The sequence below is a fragment of the Corynebacterium sp. HMSC074A09 genome, from assembly GCF_001811545.1.
In the GTDB taxonomy this organism is placed as follows: domain Bacteria; phylum Actinomycetota; class Actinomycetes; order Mycobacteriales; family Mycobacteriaceae; genus Corynebacterium; species Corynebacterium hiratae.
The window spans coordinates 44,646-66,449 of record NZ_KV805156.1 but is presented as its reverse complement, the minus strand read 5'-3'; the positions used below and the strand labels follow the sequence as shown (position 1 = coordinate 66,449).

The window sequence follows — 21,804 nt, the reverse complement described above, 5'->3', positions numbered from 1 at the left end:
CATCCGCTTACTTTATCGCCCTAACCTTTTCCGCCGTGACTTCTCAACTCTCGCCCCAACCACCTGCCTCCCAGGCCCACGTGGTCGTTACCGGCATTAAGCGCGAGTTCGCGGACAACACTGGTCTCCATGCCACTGACCTCGCCATTAACACCGGCGAGTTCATCTCCATTCTCGGCCCCTCCGGTTGCGGTAAGTCCACGCTTCTGCGCTGCATCGCAGGCCTCGAAACCCCCGATGCTGGCACCATCACCTTCTCCGATAAAGAAGTGTTCGGCCCACACACGAACGTTCCCGTTAATAAGCGCAACCTGTCCATGGTGTTTCAAGATCTGGCGCTGTGGCCGCACATGACTGTGGAGAAGAACATCGAGTTTCCCCTCACCACCGCGGGTAACAAGTTGTCTTCTGTGGAACGCACAGAACGTGTGCGCGCGTGCATGGACATGGTCGGAGTTACCCCGAAGGCACAAGCTCGCCCTAATCAACTCTCCGGTGGCCAGCAGCAGCGCGTAGCCATCGCCCGCGCGCTTGTGTCCAACCCGCAGTTGCTCCTAATGGATGAGCCACTCTCTGCGCTCGATGCTGCCCTGCGTGTTCAGATACGTGCCGAGCTCACTGCCTTGGTCCACGACTTAGGACTCACGGTCATCTACGTCACCCACGATCAATCCGAGGCTCTGTCCATGTCGGACCGCGTCGTCGTCATGAAGGACGGCGTCATCGAACAGTTCGCCGATCCTGTCACCCTCTACGACTCCCCTGCCACCCCCTTCGTCGGTGGCTTCGTGGGTACTATGAACCGCCGCGCTGGGCTTCCCGACGTCCGCCCGGAAAACCTCACCGTCCTTGACGCGGAGGAAGACATCGGGTCTTTCCCGCACCACGTGGACGGAATCGTCCGCACCGCTCAGTACATCGGCGGACGCTACGAGCTGCACTGCGATGTCGAAGGCGCTGACGAGCCTTGGGTGGCTTACAGCCGCTCTCGAGTCGATCGTGGTTCGACGGTACGTCTTGCGTACTAGTCACATCCGTTTTCTACTTTAAGGATTCTCCATGCTGTATAAGAAACTTTCTCTCGCCCTCGCTGCCGCCGCTGCTTCTGCCCTGGCTCTGACTGGCTGCGGTTCTGTTGATTCCGCTGACTCCACCGACGCATCCTCCGCCGACAACACCGGTGCTGAAACCAGCGCCGAGGCCTGGGAAGCCCCGGAGGGACTGTCCGGCGAGCTGGACTACTACTCCGCGAACCCGCAGGGCCTTACCGACGCCCTCGTCGAAGCCTTCGAGGAAAAGACCGATGTCAAGGTCAACGTCTTCGCCGACACCACCGGCAAGATCACCGCCAAGCTCAAGGCGGAAGAGGCTAACCCGCAGGCAGACGTGGTCTACTTGGCTTCTTGGTCCGCTGCTTCCAAGCAGGACAAGGCCGGCGCTCTGGCGGAGTACACCCCGGAAGGTGCTGACAAGATCACTTCCAGCTGGGTATCCAAGAACGGCACATTCACCGGCCGCGATGGCTCCGCCTTGGCACTGGTGACCAACACCAACGTGGTGGACTCCGCTCCTCAGGACTGGGAGGACCTCGCTGACGAAAAATACAAGGATCAGGTCATTATGCCGGATCCGCGCGAGTCCGGCACCGCCGCTGACCTCATTGCCGCCATGGTGGATCAGTGGGGCGAGGACAAGACCTGGGAGCTCTTTGACAAACTCTTCGACAACGGCATGATTGTCCAGGGCGCTAACGGTCCGGCCCTGGACCAGGTCACCTCCGGTTCTCGAGGCATCGTCATGGGTGGTGTGGACTACTCCGCATACTCCGCTCAGGCCAAGGGAGAGCCGCTTGAGGTTGTTATCCCCTCCTCCGGCACTACCGTCACCCCGCGACCGGTCATGATCCTCAAGACCACCGACAACAAGGACGCTGCCGAAGCTTTTGTCGACTTCATGTTCTCCGATGAAGCACAGGAGATTTCTGCTTCCAAGAACATGATCCCGGCCAACACCGAGCTCACCCCGAAGAACGGCCCGAAGCTGGAGGAGATTGAAACCCTCAACGAGGATCTCGATGGCATCGCCTCCTCCTCCAAGGACATCAAGGAAAAGTTCGCTGAGCGCTACCTGAAGTAGCCTCTACTATCTCACCACGGAGCAACCCCACCTTATGAGCACCACCACCCGCAGCCCTCAGCGCACTCTCGGCATTTATGCAGTACTCTTCGTGCTGCTCGTGCTTGTCGCTGCGCCGTTGGCATCGGTGCTCATCAGCGCTGTGGTGGGGTACCGCGATGAGCCTTCTTCTCTCCACAAGATTGTGGAGCCGGGCATGGGAGAGGTGCTACTCAATACGGTCGTCCTCTCCCTCCTCGTGGTGGTCTTTTCTACTCTGTTCGCCGCCCCGCTAGCTTTCCTGCGCGCGTGGACGTCTTTTTCTAAGGCGAACTGGATAGAAATCGCCATCATGATTCCTTTCATGACCCCGCCTTTTGCCGCAGCAATGGCGTGGATGGATTTCACCCGCCGCGGTGGAGTCTCCGAATTGCTCTTCGGGCATACCGTCGGCAAGCTCGCGCATGACGCCATTTACTCGGTTCCTGGCATGGCTTTCATCATGGCGTGCGAGCTCTTCCCCTTCCTCTATCTCATCCTGCGCAACTGTCTGACCTCAATTCCTGCATCCTCTCTGGAAATGGCTCAAGTCGCAGGCGCCAGCCGGTGGCAACAGATTAGTCGCATCATCCTCCCCACCGTCGTGGGCCCCTATTCACTGGGCGCACTGATCATTTTCATCAAGGCTGCCGGCGAGTTCGGCACCCCAGTTACCTTGGGAAACGCCATCGGTTTCACGGTCCTCGTCTCCTCCATCTACCAAGACGTCACCATCGACCCGTTGAGTTTCTCCGATGCAGCAGCCTCCTCATCGGTGTTGTTTGCACTTGGTGTGGGCGCATGGGCATTCCAGCAATGGGTCTCGCGGCGCGACCTTACCGGTGGTGGACGAGTATCCCGCCAAGTCTCGCTCCGCATCGGCACCGCAGGCAAGGTCCTTGGCAGCTTAGTTGCTTTCCTCATCATCGCCTGCTCGGTGCTCATCCCGTATATTTCCATCACCCTGGCAGCCATGACCATTCTGCGATCCGCGCCCCCAACGCCTCAAAACCTCACCTTCGACTATTTCGCCATCGTCCTGCAGATGCCTTCCGCTCAAGAAGCTTTGCTGCGTTCCATCGCCCTCGGTGCAATTGGCGCCACAACGGCGGTCATCCTCGGCATCGCGGTCACCTTGCTCACCCAGCGAACCAGGCAGATCAGCGCCCGTGTTGTCGACTTCCTTGCTGTAGCACCGGATACCGTCCCCGGAATCGTTCTCGCCATTGGCTTCATTCTCCTATGGAACGCTCCCTGGCTGCCATGGACACCTTATGGCTCCATGATCATCCTCGTCATGGCTTTTACTGTTCTCTTCCTGCCGATGGCGGTGCAGAACATCAAGACCTCCGCTGGCGCGGTTTCCCCTTCGGTCTACGAGGCAGCCGCCGTGTCCGGTGCCTCCGCCTCCCACACGTTGCGCAGCATCACCTTGCCGCTGCTTGCCCCGGGTATCTTTGCCGGTTGGCTGCTGGCGTTCTTTGTGGGCTTCCGCGAGCTCGTCATGTCCTCCCTGATCCGCCCGAGCCAGCTCAATCTCCTTGCGCCGTGGATCATGAACCAATTTGACCAGGGCCACCGCGCTGAAGCCATGGCTATGACGCTCATCGGTGTAGGAACCTCCACTGTCGTGCTAGTCCTAATCACTTGGTGGCAAGGAAGGAGGGCGCGTGGCTAGTATCCTCATTTTCGCGGACCTTCACCTTGGCCGCCCCGACGCGCCAGGCATGGAGTGGGTGCTAAACGTACTGGAGGTCACGACTGCGGATGCATGTATCTGCCTCGGTGACATCATTGACCGCAAAGCCGACGCAGCCACCTACGTACCCCAAGCACAGAAAGTCATGGCTCGCGCATGCGAGCTTTTCAGCGACGTCCATTTCATCTCCGGGAATCACGACGTCCACCACGAACTCAGTCTCTCTTCGCCTGTAACGGTTCATTCCGCCGACGTTCACTCCTTTCACTGCGCCGGCGCTACCGTTGTCACCGCCGCGGTAGCTGCCGATCCCGATCCCCGCACACTCACCTTTCCAACGCGCCAGAGCAACGAGCCGCATCTGGGATTACTGCACTCATCAGTGACCGGTGAATTCTCTAAAGGCATATGCTTGCCCACGACACCCGAACAGCTACAGGCCTGTGGCTTCGACGCATGGATTCTTGGCCACGTCCACACTCCACAAGTGCTTCAGGACAATCCCTTTATCGGTTGGGTCGGTATGGGAGAGGCAGTGCTTTACGACGTCCCCACTTCCTCCCTCACTCGCCTCTAACACATCTCCTACCTGACCACACGCGCCGCTCAGAGAACTAGCTCTCACTTGCCCACCGCGTGATCAATGTCTCACGAATTGGCGTTTGCGCTAGACCGAGAGCACCGCATGCATGCATCATGTATACATGCAAAAAGACAAGGTACCCGCCGCGGAACGGGCCTACGATCACCTCAAGCGCCGCATCATCGATGACGACATCGATGACTCGGAGATGCTCTCCGAAGCCGCCCTTGCCGCCGAGCTGGGAATGAGTAGAACCCCGGTGCGCGAGGCTTTCCTCCGTTTGGAGGTGGAGGGCTTCTTGAAGCTCTATCCCAAGCGCGGTGCGCTGGTCGTACCGATTAGCCCCCGCGAAATCCGTGAGGTCTACGAGGCGCGCCTCCTCGTGGATGAGAACTCTGCCCGCCATATTTGCGGACTGTCCGCAGAGGAGCGCGGTCTCATCGCCGATGTCCTCGTCGCCACCATCGATGAGCAAAAGGCCGCCCTCGACGCTGGCGATCTGGGCTCCTATACCCAACTGGATGCGAAGTTCCACCAAACCATCATGGACAACGGCGGCAACCGCCTCCTCGCCCACCTCGGCCACACCTTGCGCGAGCGCCAACAGCGATTTACCGCAACTGCCATCGGCCGCAGCGTCGAGAAGGCACGCGGCTTCGTGGCCCAGCACGCCTTGCTTGCCGACGCCCTCCGCACCGGCGACATCGACACCTACCTGACCGAACTCCATTCCCACCTCAACTCCTCAAGGAAGCAACTGTGACTGTCTCTGCGCATTCGAACCCGCTTGTCGAGGCGCCTACTCCCCAACCCGACGCCCCCACAGACGCCGACACCACCGAAAGCACTGAAAGCGCTGCCTCCCCAGGCTCGCCCAGCCGCTCCGCCGAAGCGCCGCTGCCTAAGCGCGCGTGGTTCCCCGTCGCCGGTGCCATGATCGCGGTTGCTTGGGGCGGAAATGAATTCACCCCGCTGCTGGTGATGTACCGCGAGACCTCGAATTTTTCCCAGGTGACGGTCAACGGGCTCTTAGCCGCCTACGTGGTTGGCATCATCCCCGCACTGCTCATCGGCGGCCCGCTGTCCGATCTGCTTGGCCGCCGCCCACTGTTGCTCCCCGCAGCACCACTGTCCTTGGCAGGCTCTTTCTTGCTGTCCATCGCCCCCAACGAACCACTCATCATCGCGTTGGGACGCGTCTTGTGCGGTATGGCATTAGGCCTAGTCATGGCGGTGGGTTCAACGTGGATTACGGAGCTCATCACGAGCGCCGGCGGCGACCCAGCGTCCGGCGCTCGTAAGGCTTCGTTGTGTTTGACCGCCGGCTTCCTCGTCGGCGCGGGTATCGCTTCGGTGCTGGCCCAGTGGGGGCCATGGCCGACTCACACGGCCTATATCCTCCACATGCTGCTCACGCTGTTGACTGCCGCGTGGATCCTGCATACGCCTGAGACCCGCCAGCCCAGCCGAGGCGATGTCAAGACCACCATCCTGGAGCTCAGGGTGCGTGACATGCTGGAGATGCTCCACATCCCCGCCGCTGCGCACAAGCGTTTCCTGCGTGTCGTCGTGCCCGTGGCCCCCTGGGTCTTTGGCTGCGCGGGAGCGGCCTATGCGCTCCTTCCACAGCTGCTATCCGAATCCGCTGGAAACGCCCCCATCGCTTTCTCCGGCCTGATGACCGTCATCACCCTGGGCTGCGGCGTGGCCGTCCAGATGCTGGGCCGCCTGGTTGATACCCACAAGTCCGCGCGAGCCTCGGCCCTGTCGATGTTCGTCATCACCGTCGGCGCAATCCTCGGGGCGTTTGCTGCTCACTCGCTGTCCCTGCCGCTCGGCATCGCAGCCGCCGCCACAATGGGCGCGGGATACGGTTTGGCGCTGGTCGCTGGATTGTCCGAGGTCCAGCGCATCGCGGGCGAGCGAGAGCTCGCCGGCTTGACCGCCGTGTACTACTCCATTTCTTACACTGGCTTCTTCATCCCGATGGCCTTTAGCGCGCTTGCGCCCTATATCGGCTTCACGGCGTTGTTCAGCATCGGCAGCTTCTTGGCGCTGGTGTGCCTCATCAACGTCATCCTTGCGTGGCGCGCACACCTGCCCGGAACCCGCCGCTAGCGCACACACCCCGTCATCGCGGCCCCCTCCGGGCCGCCCCTGCGCCACCAGTGCACAGATGCTCAAAGCTCCGCCTCCCCACTCGAGGGAAGCGGAGCTTTTCGCTGCGGATTTAGGCCTTGGCCACGGTAGCCGTCACGCCCTTGAGGACATCATGGATGTTCTGTCCATCGCTTGGCTCGAGAGCCTGGGTCGTCACAGTGAAGTCGACAGCAAGCACCTCCGCCGCGATGTGTTCGCGGTGGTGATGAGCCCACTCTTCCTTCTCCGCGGGAACGGAGAGAACCACGGTGATGCGGTCAGTCACCACGAAATCCTCGGCCTTACGCGCATCCTGCAAACCGCGGATGACGTCCGCAGCCCAGCCCTCTGCCTCGAGCTCCTCTGTCACCTCGGTATCCACGGCGACAAGGCCATCGAGCCCTTCCACGCGAGCCGTCGACTTCGCATTCGCCGCCTTGAGGCGCTCGGTGTACTCGTCCGGGGATAGGCGGATATCGCCGTCGACCACAACGTCCTCGCCCTCGCGCACGTAGTTGCCCGCCTTGAGGTTCTTGATAGCTCGCTGAACATCCTTGCCCAAGCGCGGACCGGCTACCTTGGCGTTGCACACGACCTCGAAGGTGCCCACCGCGTCGACATCGTCGGTAAGCTCAACGTCCTTAACGTTGACCTCATCCCGGATGATGTCCTTGAAATCCGCCAGGCGCGCCGAATCCTTCATCGCCACCGTCAGCTTCGGCAGCGGCAGGCGGTTGCGCAGCTTGTTGGACTTACGCACCGAGGACGCCGCGGAGGCCACCGCGCGGGTGGCATCCATGGCGGCCACGAGGGCATCGTCAGCCGGGTAATCCTCGGCCTTCGGGTAGGAAGCCAAATGCACGGAGCGCTCACCGGTCAGGCCACGGTAGATGACCTCAGCCACGTGCGGCAGCAGCGGCGCGACCACGCGGGAGACCGTCTCCAGGACCGTGTAGAGCGTGTTGAAGGCCTCCGGATGGGCTTCCTCGCCCTCCCAGAAACGGTCACGGGAGCGGCGCACGTACCAGTTGGTCAGCGCGTCCGCGAAGAGGCGGACCTCCTCGGTTGCCGTAGCAATATCGGTATTCGCCAGCGCATCATTCGTGTTCTTTACCAAGTCATGCGTCTTGGCCAAGATGTAGCGGTCCAGAACGTTGGTGGAGCTGACATCGAACGTCGCGTCCTGGGAAGCGTAGAGCTGCAGGAAGGTGTAGGCATTCCAGATCGGCAGGATGGCCTGGCGCACGCCCTCACGGATGCCCTGTTCGGTGACGATGAGGTTGCCACCGCGCAAGATCGGCGAGGACATGAGGAACCAGCGCATCGCATCCGAGCCATCGCGGTCGAAGACCTCGTTGACGTTCGGGTAATTGCCCTTGGACTTGGACATCTTCAGTCCGTCATTGCCCAGAACGATGCCGTGGGCCACAACCTTCTTGTAGGCCGGGCGGTCAAAGAGCGCGGTGGACAGCGCATGCATGACGTAGAACCAGCCGCGGGTCTGACCGGAGTACTCCACGATGAAATCAGACGGCGAGTGGGTCTCAAACCACTCCTTGTTCTCAAACGGGTAATGCTTCTGCGCAAACGGCATCGAGCCGGACTCAAACCAGCAGTCCAACACGTCCGGCACGCGGCGCATCGTGGACTTGCCCGTCGGATCATCCGGGTTCGGGCGAGTCAGTTCATCGATGTGCGGGCGGTGCAGGCTGGTCGGGCGCACGCCAAAGTCACGCTCCAGCTCATCCAGGGAGCCGTAGACATCCACGCGCGGGTACTCCGGGTCATCGGAGATCCACGCCGGGATCGGAGCGCCCCAGTAGCGGGTACGAGAGATGTTCCAATCGCGAGCGCCCTCCAGCCACTTGCCGAACTGGCCGTCACGGATGTGCTCCGGCAGCCACTCGATCTCGTTGTGGTTGAGCTCCACCATGCGGTCGCGGAACTCGGTCACCTTGACGAACCATGCAGGCAGCGCCATGTAGATGAGCGGTTCGCCGGAGCGCCAGGAGTGCGGGTAGGAGTGCTCGATGGTCACGTGGCGCACCACGCGGCCAGCTTCCTTCAGGTCCTTGATGATGCCCTTGTTAGCGTCGAAGACCAGCTGGCCCTCGTAAGGTGGCACCTGCGAGGTGAACTTGCCATCCTCATCCACCGGAATGACCAGGCCCACACCGTACTTCTGGCAGGTGAGCATATCGTCCTCACCGAAGGCCGGAGCCTGGTGGACCACACCGGTACCGTCCTCAGTGGTGACGTAATCTGCGAGCAGCAGCTGGTAGGCATTCTCGACATCCGGGAAGAAATCGAAGATGGGCTGGTACTTAAAGCCCTCGAGCTCAGCGCCCTTGAACGTTTTGAGAACTTCCGCCTCACCCAGCTCCTTGGCCAGGGTGCCGGTGAGCGCTTCGGCCATGATGAAGGTGCGGCCAGCAAAGTCGCCCTCGGTGGCCTTGAACAGGACGTAGTCGACCTCCGGGTGGACCGCCAAAGCCAGGTTGGACGGCAGGGTCCACGGGGTGGTGGTCCAGGCGAGGAAGGAGGCGTCGGCAAGCTCGGCGTTATCCGCCAACGTCTTCTCCGCCGCGCTTCCCTCCACAGCGCCCGCTACCGGGAAGGTCACCGTCAGGGTCGGATCCTGACGCATCTTGTAAGAATCATCCAGGCGCGTCTCCTGGTTCGACAGCGAGGTGTGCTCAGCCCAGGAGTACGGCAGAACCCTGAAGCCCTGGTAGATCAGGCCCTTGTCGTAGAGCTCCTTAAACGCCCACATCACGGACTCCATGTAGTTCAAGTCCATGGTCTTGTAACCGTTTTCAAAGTCCACCCAGCGAGCCTGGCGGTTGACGTACTCTTCCCACTCATCGGTGTACTCGAGGACGGACTTGGCGCAGTACTCGTTGAACTTCTCCAGGCCCATCTCCTCGATCTGGGCCTTGTCGGTGATGCCGAGCTGCTTTTCTGCTTCCAGCTCCGCCGGCAGGCCGTGGGTGTCCCAGCCGAAGACGCGCGGGACGTGGTTGCCGGCCATGGTGCGGTAGCGCGGGACGATGTCCTTGACGTAACCGGTCAACAGGTGGCCGTAGTGTGGCAGGCCGTTGGCAAAGGGAGGGCCATCATAAAAGACGTATTCGGGGCAGCCCTCGGTTTGCTCGAGGCTGGCTTTAAAGGTGTCGTCGGCCCTCCAGTACTTCTGGACCTCCTGCTCCATATCGGGGAAACGGGAAGACCCAGTAGTCATATCGACTTTGGGATAAACGCTGCCGACGTTCGCGGGGTTATTACTCATCTAAAAATTCCTTCACTCGTTCGCTGTGGCGGGGACGCGCCTTACGGCTCGCGGTACCACCCCGCTTGGGCGCCGAGGCGCCCCGCTTCGTTGATGTGAAGGAGATGACGGTCCCTACCCGCCCGGTTCTAATAATGCTCCGCTAAGCGCAAAGCACGTTCTTCCGGAATGCTCCCCGGTGATAGCCGGCTCACTGCATACGCCTAAAAGTATAGCGAGCCGGTCAAGTTTTCACAGGCGCAGGTTCCCGAAAGCCCCAAAATAGAAACGCCAGTACACGAAAGAGGCACCTGGGATAAGGTTTTCCACAGGAACATTTTTTCTAATGCGCGCAGGTCATAAGGTGTTTTAAGCTCCACTGTCATGAGCGCACTGCAGACTTTCCTTAACGCACTCGGGGCCGGCATCGATGTCGTCGCCGAGTGCGAAGGCATGTCTGAAGCAGACCTCATCGCCGCCGGATCCCCAGACAAAACCGCCGCGGAGTTGGCACGGCTGTATACGAGCTTCTTTGGCAAGACCGCCATGACGCGGATGCAACGCGACGCAGTGAAGGCAGCGCGCCAACGCAAGCATTCTTTGCCTACCTTGGAGGTCATCGACCGCTACGCCCGCAAAGCCAAAACACAAGCGTTGGGCTGGAAGCTGCGTCTAGAACTCTGCCGAACGAGCGCTGACACCCTCGCCATGGAGGCGCTGGCGAAGAAGAAGCTCAAGGAACACTCAGCACCGCCCACGCCGAAGGAGGGCGTGACTGTCTACCGCCGCCGCAATGCACCGTGGACGATGGCGATCACGGGCCCCTCGCAACTGATTGCAGAGCTTAACGACGCCGTCGACCCGGCACGTCCCCTCGAGTCCATCCGCGAGGCCTTCTTCAAAGGCGCTGCACCGCGCCGCGGCTTGCAGACCAATATCCTTGTGCCGCTGGATGCAATGACGAAAATTCTCGACGGTGACGGCGAAGAAATCACCCTCCAGATGACCAATGGCGCCACGATGACCGGGGCAGAGTACCTCAACAAGGTCATCGCCGGTGAAATCGATAAAGACGGCGCGCTCGCGACTCTTTTTCATCCCTATCACGGGCCGGTCAACCTCTACTACGAGGAGCGCTCGGCCAGCATCAAGCAGCGCATCATGGCTATGGCCGAGTTCCCAGTCTGTGCTTGGGATGACTGCCTGAAGCCGGCCGATGAATGTCAAGTTCATCACCTCATCGCGTGGAAGAACGGCGGGTACACCAACCAGGAAAACTTGGTGATGCTCTGTCCGTATCACAATGGGGTGAACCAGGACGATCCGAATGCGCCGCCGGGTCGCGGCCGCATGGCTCGGGTCAGGGGAAAAGCGAAGAGAACGTACGGCCCTCCCCCGCCACCCACGCCGCTGCAAGCGCCACCCGGGTTATTCCCAAACTCCGGGGAGCGAGACGACTAGCGACTTCACAGAAGTAGCCCTCCACCCAGAATTACCACTGGGTCGAGGGCTACTCGTCGTGCCTTAGCTGCGCGCGTTACAGATTTTCGGCGAGACCGAGCTACTCGTCGTGCTTGCGGCGCAGCTTGATCACGGTGTCTGCGATGAACAGGACGATACCCACCCCAGCCGAAGCGAAGAGCACGTACAAGGACCACTCAGCAGCGGTGAGGATGTAGTTCACGAACGCCAAGAAAGCAACAAAGGCCAGAAGCAATGCGCCGATGAGCATGTGCGCTCTCCTTTCCCCACCAATGACTAAGGGCTCTGTGCTTACAAAGAATGTATACCTACGGACGTATACCTACAGAAAAGAATAACGGCGCCCCCGCAGGGACGCCGCTCATTCAGAGATTAATTGTTGGACTTTCCGGCCTCACCGTTGGGGGCAGCGGTGCCGCGGGACTCCAACTCCTCAAGCTGGGACTGCAGCAGCGTCTTGAGGCGGGTACGGTACTCGCGCTCGAAGGTGCGCAGCTCGGAGATGCGGGCCTCCAGAGCGGTCTGCTGCTGCTTGACCGTGTTCATGACCTCGGTGTGCTTCTTCTCAGCATCTGCCTGCAGGGCAGCTGCCTTCTCCTCAGCCTGGCGAATCTGTGCCTCCGCGCGGGACGTAGCGTCGGCCTCAGTCTGCTTTGCCTTGTTTTCGGCGTCAGCCACCAGCTTCTTGGAGCGGGTATCGGCTTCCTGCAGCTGCGCGTCGTAGCGCTTCTGGGCGTCAGCAAGCTGAGCCTTGGAGTGAGAGTCAGCGTCGGCAAGCTGCTTCTCTGCAGCCGTGCGGGCCTCCGCCAGCATGGACTCGGAATCGGCCTTGGCCTCGTTGGTAAGGCGGTCTGCCATCTCCTGCGCCAGGCCCAGAACGCGGGCTGCCTGCATATGCGTGTCCGGGGTGGCGAGGCCCTGTGCGTTGGACTGTGCAGCACCTGCACCAGCCACGGCAGCAGCGGAAGATGCGGTGGTGGAGGTTGCGGAGTTCTTCTTTGCGGACTCCAGCTCCTTCTTGGTGCTCTCCAGTTCCTTCTTGGAGGCCTCGAGCTCACGCCTGGCAGCAGCAGCTTCCTCGCGTGCGGCCTTGAGCTCTGCGGAATTGTCCTGCGCCTGAGCGGCCTTCGCCTGTTCCTGGGCGCGCTTGGTTTCTTCCTTGGCCTTGGCAATCTCGTTCTTGGAGTCAGCCAGCTTTGCCTCGTACTCAGCGCGAAGCTTGGATTCGACGTCCTTGCGCACAGCGGCCTCGTCGACCTTAGCGGCAGCGGCACCGCCGGCAGCGCCGGCCGGAGCCTGAGACTTCAGCTCCTCAACCTGGGCGTGGAGATCATCGTTCTCATCCTGCAGCTGAGCAAGAGCATCCTCAACGAGATCGAGGAACTGATCGACCTCGTCCTCGTTGTAGCCACGCTTGCCAATTGGCGGCTTGCTGAAAGCGACGTTGTGTACATCAGCTGGTGACAGTGGCATTGACTTCTCTTCCCCTTACGAATCGGTCAAACCTCTAGAGGGTCCAGAGGCCGGGTACATATGCGGTTAATAATACGGATTGTGGTAACTCATTGTATCCGAATCAACACATTATCTAACGCTGGCACGAGTCTCAACGTTAACAGGAGGGTTTAATACACCCGTTTATTACATTGCAAGCCCATTGGCGCTGAAAAATAGCCAGCCAATAAGTTGCGAAAGAACGGACAAAAGCAGGAACAAAACAATGATGGAAACATCGAGCGTGATGCCGCCCAATTGCAGCGGCGGAATCACCTTTCGCAGCGCTTTGACCGGCGGATCGGTGACCACGAAAAGCACCTCAGCAACCATCATGAACCAGCGGGGCGGGTTGAATTGGCGCGAAAAAGACTGGATCATTTCAATGACGATGCGCGCCAACAAAACCCACGAGTAAAGACTCACGGCGACGAGGAGAATTGAACCTAAAGCACTCACAATGCCTGAGCCTATCGGAATCACCCCCGCCAGCGGTACTCCCCTGCCCTAAGGTTCGCCCTCGGCGTACAGAGACAGCACCGCGGCAGCCATACCGCCGCCGAGAATGACTCTCCGATAAGGCCCCACGATGAAAACGACGAAACCGCCCCATCGCCTTCCGCCTCCCTTAAGCCAACACGGAGGAGAATAACGATGAAGCGGTTAAAGCCTGACGTCTCTAGCGCAGGTGTGCTGCTCGCTCCAGCTCCACGGTGGAGATATCAGCACCCTTCGGCACGATGGCAAAAACCTTGCGGCTGGTGTCCATGCCCTTGGTCAGGTTCTTCATGCGGCCTTCCAACGCGAAGCAGAGGCCAGCGGCAAAGTCCACGAAACGCTTGGCAGAGCCGCGGTCGGCATCGGTGAGTTCAAAGACCACTGCGTCACCGTCACGGAAAGGGCCGCCAACCTTTGCTGCATCATCAAAGGAGACGAGGGAGAGAGCCACGATGGTCGGGACAAACTCCTCTTCCTGCTTCTCGTAGGAAGGCGCGTAGGCCGGAGCGTTGTAGCTGCGCTCGTCGGCGTAGTAGGCATCGTCGGCGTCCATGTCCATCGGGCCCAGCCCGAAGAACTCTTTAGTCCTATCAATCAGTGACATTCTGGGTCTCCCTCTGACCTAGTGTGTTCTGTTCATTTGCTGTCTTGTAATGCAGTTTTACAATGACAATTAACCTAGCGGGCGGGCTCCCATGATTCCGGTTCCGACACGCACGATATCCGTTCCAGATGCAATCGCTGCCTCCATGTCGGCGCTCATGCCGGCGGACATTTTCAGGTCTCTCCCAAGCTTGGCCGCCACCTCATCCGTCAATGCCCTCATCTGGGTGAAAACCTCCGCCGGTTCGCTCTCCAGCGGTGGAACCACCATGAACCCACACAGCTGAAGGTTCTCCAGGTCTTCGACCAGATCCACCAGAGCAGGCACGCCCTCTAGCGGGCAGCCGCCACGCGCGGTATCACCGTCGGCGGATACCTGAATATAGACCGGAAGCGTGTCCTCACGCTGGCCGCGTTCCTGGGCAAGAGCCACGCCGCGGTCGAGTGCTCTGGCGAGTTTTTCTGAGTCAAGCGAGTGAACACTATGCGCCCACCGGGCCACGTGGTTCGCTTTCTTGGTCTGAATCTGGCCAATCATGTGGAACCGCATCTCGGGCAGGGCCTCCGCCTTGGCGCGCGCTTCCTGCTCGCGATTTTCCGCCACATCCGTGATTCCCAGCTCAGCTAGCAACGCGATGTCCTCGGCCGGGTGAAACTTCGTCACCGGCAGCAGCTGCGGGGCGGGGCGGCCAGCGGCCTCAGCGAAACGGTGAATAGCAGCGCGGGTGTTCTCCAGGCCAGCCCTCAGCTCTTCACGGCGCGCAGTATCGTTGTTCGTCATTAATCCTCCAACCAAATCACGCCGGCTTGGCGTCCGGTGACGCCCTCGCGGCGATAAGAAAAGAAATCTGTGTCCTCAATCGTGCAGCGCGGGTCCGATTCGATAGCCGTAACCCCCATCTCCATCAATTGACGAATCAGCCCAGCGCGCACGTCGACGCCCCAGGTACCCGACGCCGTGCGGGTCTTGGAGCCGGGCAGATGCTTCTCGACGTCATCCGCCATCGCCTCCGGCACCTCATAGTTCCGCCCAGAAGCGGCCGGCCCCATGAGCACCTGAATCGAGGCGGGGCGGGCCCCTAACTCAACCATGGTATCGACGGTATTGCGGACGATTCCGTTGCGCGCGCCAAGGCGCCCGGCGTGGGCGGCGCCGATGACGCCCGCGGAGACGTCGACAAGCAGCACCGGCGTGCAGTCCGCCACGAGAACGCCCAGGCCCAAGCGCTTTTCGGTGGTTACCACGGCATCGGTGGCCGGCACGGGCTCCTCGACGCCGCGGCGCTCGGCCCCCACCACCGTCACGGTGTTGGTGTGGAGCTGTTCCATCCACACGATGTCCTCTAAGCCCGTGGCACGGCGGAGCCGCTCGCGATTGGCGGCCACTGCGGCGGGGTCATCGCCAACGTGATCGCCGAGATTAAAAGAGTCATAAGGCGACGACGACGCCCCGCCGGCACGGCTTGTAAAAACCATGCGGACGGGGCGTCGTGCTGCGTGTGCTTCCTCGTTTACTGGCATGCACTCCAGAGTAGCTGGCTGGAACTAGCGCATGAAGGATGGCACGTCGAGATCGTCATCGCCGTCATCGTCGAAGTCACGACCTCGACGCTCCGTGGGGCGCGAGAGACGGTACTCATCATCGCCGCCGCGGCGGTAGTCCTCACCGCGGAAGCGATCCGAGGTGGTAAATAGTCCGCTCGACGGGGCCGGCTCTGCCGGCTGCTCGCGCTCGTAGGAGTGACGCGGGGCGTACTCTTCACGCTCAATGCGCTGGGAGTCAGCGCGCTGCGGTTCTGCGCGGGTGTACTCCTCGCGCGGGGCCTCGGTGCGGGGCGCGGCGGGGCTCTCAGGCTGTGCCTCAGCGCGGTGCTCGAAGAGGGAACCCGGACGTGCAGCCGGGGTAGCCTCCGCACCGTGTTGCTGCGTCTGGCCAGGCTGTGCCGGCTGGGAGGTCATGTTGGCCTGAGCATCGAAGCCGGTGGCGATGATGGTGACGCGGACTTCGTCACCAAGGTTGTCATCGATGATGGTGCCGAAGATGATGTTGGCGTCCTCGTCGGCGCGCTCCTCCACCATGGAGGCAGCGGCATTGACCTCGTGGAGGCCCAAGTCAGAGCCACCGGCGATAGACAGCAGAACGCCCTTGGCGCCCTCCATGGTCGACTCCAGCAGCGGAGAGTTAATAGCCTGCTCGGCGGCGTTGAGCGCGCGGTTATCGCCGCGGGCAAAGCCGATGCCCATGAGGGCGGAACCAGCGTCGGACATGACGGAGCGAACGTCCGCAAAGTCGACGTTGATCATGCCCGGGATGGTGATCAGGTTGGTAATACCCTGCACACCGTTGTGCAGGACTTCATCGGCGGCGCGGAAGGCTTCGACGATGGACAGCTCCTCGCCGCCCAGCTGCATGAGGCGATCATTCGGGATAACGATGAGGGTATCGCAGACCTCGCGCAGCTCCTCAATGCCGGCCATGGCCTGGCGGGTGCGGCGCGCGCCCTCGAACTTGAACGGGCGGGTAACGACACCGACGGTCAGGGCACCCATCTTCTTCGCGATGGAGGCGACCACCGGAGCGGCGCCGGTACCGGTACCGCCGCCCTCGCCAGCCGTAACAAAGACCATGTCGGAGCCCTGGAGGGCGTCTTCAATTTCGGTCTTGTGATCCTCCGCGGAGGTCTTGCCTACCTCAGGGTTGGCGCCGGCGCCGAGGCCGCGGGTGGCCTCGCGACCGATGTCGAGCTTGGTATCCGCATCGGAGAAAATCAGCGCCTGGGAATCGGTGTTGATCGCCACGAACTGGACTCCCTTGAGCCCTTCTTCGATCATGCGGTTGACAGCGTTGACACCACCGCCGCCGACGCCGACGACCTTGATGTCCGCGAGGTTGTTGCTAGATGAGATCATACGAGGGTCTCTTGCCTTTCGAATAAGGTTTTAATGTAAACGAGGAGGCGCCCCTTTTTCTGAGAGGCGGTTACATCCATCTTTAACGACAACGGGGTAATTTCGGCGCACATTTTGCCGCGTGTCGGTACCCTCAACCTCTACTTTAGGGTTGCTGACATGCGGTTTTCTTAACAGGCGTCCCACCCGCCCCACTCGCGACGCGCTTAGCGACGAGTCACCAGCGACGGGTTCGAAATGTTCCAAGAATCGCCCTCGAGCTTGAGCACATCCTCAAAAGCAATGGCCTTGTTCGCGTTGTCTTCCGACGCACCCCAAAAGATGGTTTTGTCATCCTCCGTGCGGAAGGTCAGCGAATACCGGTCCTTAATTTCGAGGGCCGCGACCTTCTCCCGAATCGGCGCGGGGAGCGCAGCGACGGCGTCGACAGCCCCCTGCATCTCAGGCGAACCGGAGTCGGTGTGCCCTGTCAGCTCTACGGCTTCGGGTGGCGCTTCGTCCTCCACGAATTCCTTACCGTGGTTGTCCACCAAAATCGTCCTATCGCCCTGTCGTACATAAGCTACCGCCTCGTGCTCGACGAGCTCGATGTGGACGGTTGACGGGAAGGCCCGCGACACCGTCGCGCTCTCTACCCACGGCAGGGAGGCCACGCCGTGCGCGGCTTCGCGCGCATCCAGCCGCGCCAAATTAGAGCCCTTCACGACGCCACTGGCCTGCTCGACCTCCTCTGCCTCAACGTGATCATTTCCCACGACTTCGAAGGATGTCACCTTCAGGATGGGAAAAAGCCACACCGCCGCGGCAGCAACCGCCACTACGAGAAGCACCGCGCCTAGCGCGAGCGCCCCAGTCTTTTTAGACATTCGGTTCCTTCGGTTCCTCCGCGCCGCTCGCATTCTCAAGCGCCGACAAGATTTCACCCGCCACGTAGGTAACAGTTCCCGCGCCGATGGTAAGGACGATATCTCCGGGCTGCGCCAGGGAAATGACGTCGCCGGCAGCCTCAGAGAAATCCGGCTCGAAAATGACCGGCATGTCTTCGGGCATCTTGTCGGTGATAATGCGGGAGGTAATTCCTTCTACCGGCTTCTCGCGGGCGCCGTAGATGTCGAGGACGACGGCGGCGTCGGCAAGCGCCAAGGCCTGAGCAAACTCGGCGTCAAACTCCATGGTCCGGGAGTACAGGTGCGGCTGGAAGCAAGCGATCACGCGCGCACCCTCGCCCTCGGCGTCCGCCTTCGCGCGCGCTGCGGTGAGCACCGCAGACACCTCCGTGGGATGGTGGGCATAGTCATCGAAGACGCGGATCCCCTGGGCGCTGCCGCGGTACTCGAAGCGGCGGCGCACACCCGTAAAGTCGGTCAAGCCTGCAGCCAGTTCCGCCGGGTCTCCGCCAGCCAGCGCACCGGCCAGCAGGGCCGCCGCCGAGTTGAGCACCATGTGATGGCCTGGGACATGCAGGTCATAGGACAGCTCCTGTGGCGCCTGACCCGGCAAGGTCAGGCGAACGCGGACGTGCGCGCCGGCGGCGGAGACGGTTTCTTCTAGGATCTCCGCTGCCAGCGGCACGGAAGAATCCGCGGCTACCTCGCTGCGCGTGCCGTAGCCCAGCACCTGAATCCCGCGCTGAGCCGCCCGCTCACCCGTGGCGGCCGCATGCTCATCCTCGAGGCACACGACGAGGTAGCCGCCCTCAACCACGCGGTCGGCGAAATCATCAAAGACCCGATAGTAGCTCTCTGCCGTGCCGAAATAGTCGAGGTGATCAGGCTCGATGTTGGTGATGACTGCCACGAAGGGGCTGTAGCGCAGGAGGGAGGCATCGGATTCATCGGCTTCTGCCACGAAGGCGTCGCCAGTGCCGCCGTGCGCGTTGGTCCCAGCTCGGTTGAGTTGCCCGCCGATGGCGAAGGAAGGATCCATCCCCGCCTGCTGGAGCGCGGTGACCGCCATAGAGGTCGTCGAGGTCTTTCCGTGCGTGCCGGCGAGCAGCACCTGACGGTGGCCTTCCATGAGCTCAGCCAGCAGGTCCGAGCGACGGATCACTAGAATCCCGGCTTCCCGTGCCGCAACCAGCTCCGGGTTGTCCTGCGGGATGGCGGCGAAGGAGGTGACGACTACCGTCGGCTTGTCCCCAGCCAGATCGAGGTTCTCAGCCACGTGGCCGACGGCGACGTGCGCACCCATCGCGCGGAGGACGTCAACGGCCGTCGACTTCTTAACGTCCGAGCCGGTGACGACCGCGCCACGGCTAACCAGGATGCGCGCGAGGCCGGACATTCCGGAACCGCCGATGCCGACAAAGTGGACGCGGGACAGGTCCGTGGTGGCGGGGGTATCAGTCATGGTGAAAATTTCCTTCTTTAATAAACCTGTACTGTGCGCCTAGCCGCGGGTGTCGGCGGCGACGCGGTGCGCGATTCGGTCAGCGATCACCGCGGCGGCATCGCCGGCAGTGCTGGCGTCAGCAGCAGCACGCATGGCCGAAAGGGCGTCGGGATGGTCAAGGATAGCGCGAACTTCGGCGACAAGGCGCCCCGGAGTAAGCTCCGCGTCCGGTATCTGGACCGCGGCTCCCGCTTCCACCAGAGCCCGGGAGTTCAACGCTTGCTCGCCGTTGCCGTGCGGCAGTGGCACATAGATAGCGGGCAGGCCGGCCGCAGACACCTCAGCCACGGTCATCGCGCCGGAGCGGCAGACCATCACATCAGCAACGGCGAGCGCGCCGGCCATGTCATCGATATAGGGCACGGCCGTGTAGTGCTCGTGCTCAGTCGGCACCGTGTTCTTCTTGCCGTAGGCGTGCAGCACCTGGAAGTCTCGGCACAGATCCTCGAGCGCACCGGCGACGGCGGTGTTAATGCTCACCGCTCCCTGCGAACCGCCGGTAACCACGATGGTCGGGCGGCCTTCATCCAAGTCCCAATTCTGGCGCGCAGCAGCGGCCTTCGTACCATCCGGGTCCTCGGCCAAGCCCGGGCGAACCGGAATGCCCAGGACCTCGCCCGGCATGCCAGAACCCTCTTGGGCGTTGATTCCCGTGCCGCCAAGACGCACGCCCAGCTTATTAGCCATACCGGCCAAGGCATTCGTCTCGAGAACGAAGAACGGAATGCCCAAAGACTTCGCCGCCAGGTAAGCCGGCGCCGCAACGTAACCACCGGTGCCAAACACAGCGTTGGCCCCGACGTCCTTAAGCACCGCGCGAGTTTCCCGAACGGACTTGAGAATCCGCCAGGGCAGTTTCACCGCGTCAATGTTGATCTTTCGCGGGACAGGAACCGGAGTGATCATGCGCAGATCGACACCGCGAGCCGGCACGATATCGCTTTCCAGACCCCGCGGCGTACCCAAGGCGGTGACCCGCGCCCCGTGGCGTTGGCGTAGCTCCTCCCCCACCGCAAGCGCGGGCTCAATGTGTCCGGCGGTGCCGCCACCTGCTATGACGACGGAAATCGGCGTGTCATTCATGCACTACACGCTACCAGCGCCGCACTGCGCTACCGGCGCTCGCCGCGCCGATACTCCCGCCGCCCCTCCACGCGCGGCGCCTGCGACCGCTGAGAGCGCCCCGTCACCGCACGCCCGAAACGTTCCTCACGGCTGCGTTCCACGTGGCGTTGGGAGCGCTCGCGGTATGGGCGCTGGGAACGCCGAGCATCTGCGCGCTCGCGCGGGGCACGGTGCGCCCCGCCGCGCCGCTCGTTGGGCGGGGTCGGCTCTGGGATGAAGAAGATACGGTCAAAGAGCGGACGTCCAAAGTTCTGCATCGCGGACACCTGCAGCGGCTCGTGGCGTGCCACATTGCACAGCAGGCCCATCGAGCCGATGGTGATGACCGCAGCCGTACCACCCGCAGAAATCATCGGGAGCTGAATACCCGTCACCGGCAGCACACCGATGACGTAGCCGATGTTGATGAAGGCCTGCACGACAACACCCACCGACAGCGTGGCGGCCAGCAAGGACTGGAACTGGTCCTGCGCGCGGGTTGCGGTACGCAACCCAAAGTAGCCCAGCACGGCGAAAAGCACGATGACGAGCGCACCGCCCCAGAGGCCTAGCTCCTCACCGATAATGGCGAAGACGAAGTCGTTCTTGGCTTCTGGGAGGTAGAACCACTTGGCGCGTGATTGGCCGAGGCCAACGCCCCAGAAGCCGCCGTCGGCAAGCGAAAGAAAGCCCTGATAAGCCTGGAAACCGGTACCTTGTGTGTCCTCAATGTTGCCGCGCAGCGCATCAAAGTAAGTGTGGAAACGGTGCGAACGGAATCCACCCGCCAGGAAAACAGTGATCATGCCGATGGCGCCAAAGACGCCGACGACGACGGGCACACGCCAGTTCACGCCGGCGAATACGAGGGTGAAGACCACGATGAGAGCGAAGGATACGCCCATGCCCAAGTCACCTTGGGCCACGATGAGCACGAACATGATGCCGGCGATGATGGAATACATCATGAACGGATCCGTCAAGCGCATCGAACGATGTGTTTTATCCGCCAGCGCTGAGGCGCCATACATACCCACGGCGACGCGAGCGAACTCAGAGGGCTGGAAGGCCACACCGCCCGGCAACATGATCCACGACTGTGAACCGACCTCCGCGCGGCCGGTACCGATACCGGGCACAAGCACGAGGATAAGCAGCAGGATGGATAGCCCCAAGAACCACGGTACGAGCGCCCGCAACGTGCGCGGCGATATGCGGAGGCCTATCCAGAACACGATGAGGCCGGCGGCGACCAACACGCACTGGCGCAAAGCGGCCGACCACGGGCTATCGGTCTCCGACAGGGACGTCGCCATCGACGAAGAGAAGGCCATGAGTACGCCGATGCCGATGAGCGAGAAGATCGCGATGCGCAGCATCAGGTAGTCAAGCCCCGGGTAGGCGCGCAGGCGCTCGCGAAGATCACGCAGGCGGTGGCCCAGCGTGCGGTGTGGCTTCTGGGTGCTGGTGGCAGTCACG

Annotated in this window: 19 protein-coding genes; 7 read left to right on the top strand and 12 right to left on the bottom strand. The window is 61.7% G+C overall.

Annotation, left to right across the window (positions count from 1 at the left end):
• The first annotated feature begins 35 nt into the window (after nucleotides 1-35).
• From HMPREF2807_RS09965 to HMPREF2807_RS09940, 6 genes are all read left to right on the top strand, one after another.
• On the top strand, nucleotides 36-1,028 hold the full coding sequence (locus HMPREF2807_RS09965; RefSeq protein ID WP_070512703.1) for an ABC transporter ATP-binding protein: 993 nt from the start codon (nucleotides 36-38) through the stop codon (nucleotides 1,026-1,028).
• A 31-nt stretch (nucleotides 1,029-1,059) separates the two neighbouring features.
• Nucleotides 1,060-2,136, top strand: coding sequence for an ABC transporter substrate-binding protein (locus tag HMPREF2807_RS09960; RefSeq protein WP_070512480.1), 1,077 nt, complete (start codon nucleotides 1,060-1,062; stop codon nucleotides 2,134-2,136).
• Nucleotides 2,137-2,170: 34 nt separating this feature from the next.
• Nucleotides 2,171-3,832 carry an ABC transporter permease gene (locus tag HMPREF2807_RS09955; RefSeq protein WP_070512477.1) on the top strand — a complete coding sequence of 554 codons (1,662 nt, stop codon included), beginning with the start codon at nucleotides 2,171-2,173 and terminating at the stop codon, nucleotides 3,830-3,832.
• Nucleotides 3,825-4,430, top strand: a complete 606-nt coding sequence (locus HMPREF2807_RS09950; RefSeq protein WP_083303797.1) for a metallophosphoesterase family protein — start codon at nucleotides 3,825-3,827, stop codon at nucleotides 4,428-4,430. The genes HMPREF2807_RS09955 and HMPREF2807_RS09950 overlap by 8 nt, the downstream gene beginning before the upstream one ends.
• Before the next feature lie 127 nt (nucleotides 4,431-4,557).
• Nucleotides 4,558-5,199 carry a GntR family transcriptional regulator gene (locus tag HMPREF2807_RS09945; RefSeq protein ID WP_070512472.1) on the top strand — a complete coding sequence of 214 codons (642 nt, stop codon included), beginning with the start codon at nucleotides 4,558-4,560 and terminating at the stop codon, nucleotides 5,197-5,199.
• 170 nt (nucleotides 5,200-5,369) lie between these two features.
• A complete protein-coding gene (locus tag HMPREF2807_RS09940; RefSeq protein ID WP_232745221.1) occupies nucleotides 5,370-6,554 on the top strand; it encodes an MFS transporter in 1,185 nt (394 codons plus the stop codon).
• Nucleotides 6,555-6,666: 112 nt separating this feature from the next.
• Here the strand turns inward: HMPREF2807_RS09940 and ileS are convergent, their stop codons facing one another.
• The gene (gene ileS, locus HMPREF2807_RS09935; protein ID WP_070512466.1) at nucleotides 6,667-9,864 is read right to left on the bottom strand and encodes an isoleucine--tRNA ligase; all 3,198 of its coding nucleotides are present in this window, start codon (nucleotides 9,862-9,864) and stop codon (nucleotides 6,667-6,669) included.
• Nucleotides 9,865-10,227: 363 nt separating this feature from the next.
• Here ileS and HMPREF2807_RS09930 point away from each other — a divergent pair, with 363 nt between their 5' ends.
• The gene (locus HMPREF2807_RS09930; protein WP_070512462.1) at nucleotides 10,228-11,304 is read left to right on the top strand and encodes an HNH endonuclease signature motif containing protein; all 1,077 of its coding nucleotides are present in this window, start codon (nucleotides 10,228-10,230) and stop codon (nucleotides 11,302-11,304) included.
• A 100-nt stretch (nucleotides 11,305-11,404) separates the two neighbouring features.
• Here HMPREF2807_RS09930 and HMPREF2807_RS14050 read toward each other — a convergent pair whose 3' ends face one another.
• The 11 genes from HMPREF2807_RS14050 to HMPREF2807_RS09880 form a co-directional block, all read right to left on the bottom strand.
• Nucleotides 11,405-11,575 carry a hypothetical protein gene (locus tag HMPREF2807_RS14050; RefSeq protein ID WP_046647978.1) on the bottom strand — a complete coding sequence of 57 codons (171 nt, stop codon included), beginning with the start codon at nucleotides 11,573-11,575 and terminating at the stop codon, nucleotides 11,405-11,407.
• A 122-nt stretch (nucleotides 11,576-11,697) separates the two neighbouring features.
• Nucleotides 11,698-12,798, bottom strand: a complete 1,101-nt coding sequence (locus tag HMPREF2807_RS09925) for a DivIVA domain-containing protein (RefSeq protein ID WP_049155270.1) — start codon at nucleotides 12,796-12,798, stop codon at nucleotides 11,698-11,700.
• 168 nt (nucleotides 12,799-12,966) lie between these two features.
• Nucleotides 12,967-13,278 carry a YggT family protein gene (locus tag HMPREF2807_RS09920; protein WP_049155268.1) on the bottom strand — a complete coding sequence of 104 codons (312 nt, stop codon included), beginning with the start codon at nucleotides 13,276-13,278 and terminating at the stop codon, nucleotides 12,967-12,969.
• A 220-nt stretch (nucleotides 13,279-13,498) separates the two neighbouring features.
• Nucleotides 13,499-13,921, bottom strand: coding sequence for a cell division protein SepF (locus HMPREF2807_RS09915; protein ID WP_046647975.1), 423 nt, complete (start codon nucleotides 13,919-13,921; stop codon nucleotides 13,499-13,501).
• 69 nt (nucleotides 13,922-13,990) lie between these two features.
• Entirely contained in the window at nucleotides 13,991-14,701 is a 711-nt protein-coding gene (locus tag HMPREF2807_RS09910; protein ID WP_049155267.1) for a YggS family pyridoxal phosphate-dependent enzyme, read from the bottom strand.
• Complete coding sequence (gene pgeF, locus HMPREF2807_RS09905) at nucleotides 14,701-15,441, bottom strand: peptidoglycan editing factor PgeF (RefSeq protein WP_049155266.1); 741 nt, start codon at nucleotides 15,439-15,441, stop codon at nucleotides 14,701-14,703. Before pgeF ends, HMPREF2807_RS09910 begins: the two co-directional genes overlap by 1 nt.
• 24 nt (nucleotides 15,442-15,465) lie before the next feature.
• A complete protein-coding gene (gene ftsZ / locus HMPREF2807_RS09900) occupies nucleotides 15,466-16,830 on the bottom strand; it encodes a cell division protein FtsZ (protein ID WP_049155264.1) in 1,365 nt (454 codons plus the stop codon).
• A gap of 206 nt (nucleotides 16,831-17,036) precedes the next feature.
• The gene (locus HMPREF2807_RS09895) at nucleotides 17,037-17,696 is read right to left on the bottom strand and encodes a cell division protein FtsQ/DivIB (RefSeq protein ID WP_082254447.1); all 660 of its coding nucleotides are present in this window, start codon (nucleotides 17,694-17,696) and stop codon (nucleotides 17,037-17,039) included.
• Nucleotides 17,689-19,179 (bottom strand): UDP-N-acetylmuramate--L-alanine ligase, encoded by a 1,491-nt coding sequence (gene murC / locus HMPREF2807_RS09890; protein ID WP_070512460.1) that lies wholly within the window; start codon nucleotides 19,177-19,179, stop codon nucleotides 17,689-17,691. Before murC ends, HMPREF2807_RS09895 begins: the two co-directional genes overlap by 8 nt.
• 39 nt (nucleotides 19,180-19,218) lie before the next feature.
• Nucleotides 19,219-20,304: an undecaprenyldiphospho-muramoylpentapeptide beta-N-acetylglucosaminyltransferase gene (murG, locus tag HMPREF2807_RS09885; protein ID WP_049155258.1), complete on the bottom strand. Its 1,086-nt coding sequence runs from the start codon at nucleotides 20,302-20,304 to the stop codon at nucleotides 19,219-19,221.
• A 29-nt stretch (nucleotides 20,305-20,333) separates the two neighbouring features.
• Nucleotides 20,334-21,803 (bottom strand): FtsW/RodA/SpoVE family cell cycle protein, encoded by a 1,470-nt coding sequence (locus tag HMPREF2807_RS09880; RefSeq protein ID WP_049155255.1) that lies wholly within the window; start codon nucleotides 21,801-21,803, stop codon nucleotides 20,334-20,336.
• Nucleotide 21,804 lies beyond the last annotated feature (1 nt).

Excerpts from the sequence above, each read along its gene's own strand:
- ftsZ (WP_049155264.1), bottom strand. The coding sequence starts at position 16,830 with ATGATCTCATCTAGCAACAACCTCGCGGACATCAAGGTCGTCGGCGTC.
- murG (WP_049155258.1), bottom strand. The coding sequence starts at position 20,304 with ATGAATGACACGCCGATTTCCGTCGTCATAGCAGGTGGCGGCACCGCC.
- HMPREF2807_RS09915 (WP_046647975.1), bottom strand. The coding sequence starts at position 13,921 with ATGTCACTGATTGATAGGACTAAAGAGTTCTTCGGGCTGGGCCCGATG.
- HMPREF2807_RS09930 (WP_070512462.1), top strand. The coding sequence starts at position 10,228 with ATGAGCGCACTGCAGACTTTCCTTAACGCACTCGGGGCCGGCATCGAT.
- HMPREF2807_RS09955 (WP_070512477.1), top strand. The coding sequence starts at position 2,171 with ATGAGCACCACCACCCGCAGCCCTCAGCGCACTCTCGGCATTTATGCA.
- pgeF (WP_049155266.1), bottom strand. The coding sequence starts at position 15,441 with ATGCCAGTAAACGAGGAAGCACACGCAGCACGACGCCCCGTCCGCATG.
- HMPREF2807_RS09945 (WP_070512472.1), top strand. The coding sequence starts at position 4,558 with ATGCAAAAAGACAAGGTACCCGCCGCGGAACGGGCCTACGATCACCTC.
- murC (WP_070512460.1), bottom strand. The coding sequence starts at position 19,179 with ATGACTGATACCCCCGCCACCACGGACCTGTCCCGCGTCCACTTTGTC.
- HMPREF2807_RS14050 (WP_046647978.1), bottom strand. The coding sequence starts at position 11,575 with ATGCTCATCGGCGCATTGCTTCTGGCCTTTGTTGCTTTCTTGGCGTTC.
- HMPREF2807_RS09910 (WP_049155267.1), bottom strand. The coding sequence starts at position 14,701 with ATGACGAACAACGATACTGCGCGCCGTGAAGAGCTGAGGGCTGGCCTG.
- HMPREF2807_RS09925 (WP_049155270.1), bottom strand. The coding sequence starts at position 12,798 with ATGCCACTGTCACCAGCTGATGTACACAACGTCGCTTTCAGCAAGCCG.
- ileS (WP_070512466.1), bottom strand. The coding sequence starts at position 9,864 with ATGAGTAATAACCCCGCGAACGTCGGCAGCGTTTATCCCAAAGTCGAT.
- HMPREF2807_RS09940 (WP_232745221.1), top strand. The coding sequence starts at position 5,370 with ATGATCGCGGTTGCTTGGGGCGGAAATGAATTCACCCCGCTGCTGGTG.
- HMPREF2807_RS09960 (WP_070512480.1), top strand. The coding sequence starts at position 1,060 with ATGCTGTATAAGAAACTTTCTCTCGCCCTCGCTGCCGCCGCTGCTTCT.
- HMPREF2807_RS09895 (WP_082254447.1), bottom strand. The coding sequence starts at position 17,696 with ATGTCTAAAAAGACTGGGGCGCTCGCGCTAGGCGCGGTGCTTCTCGTA.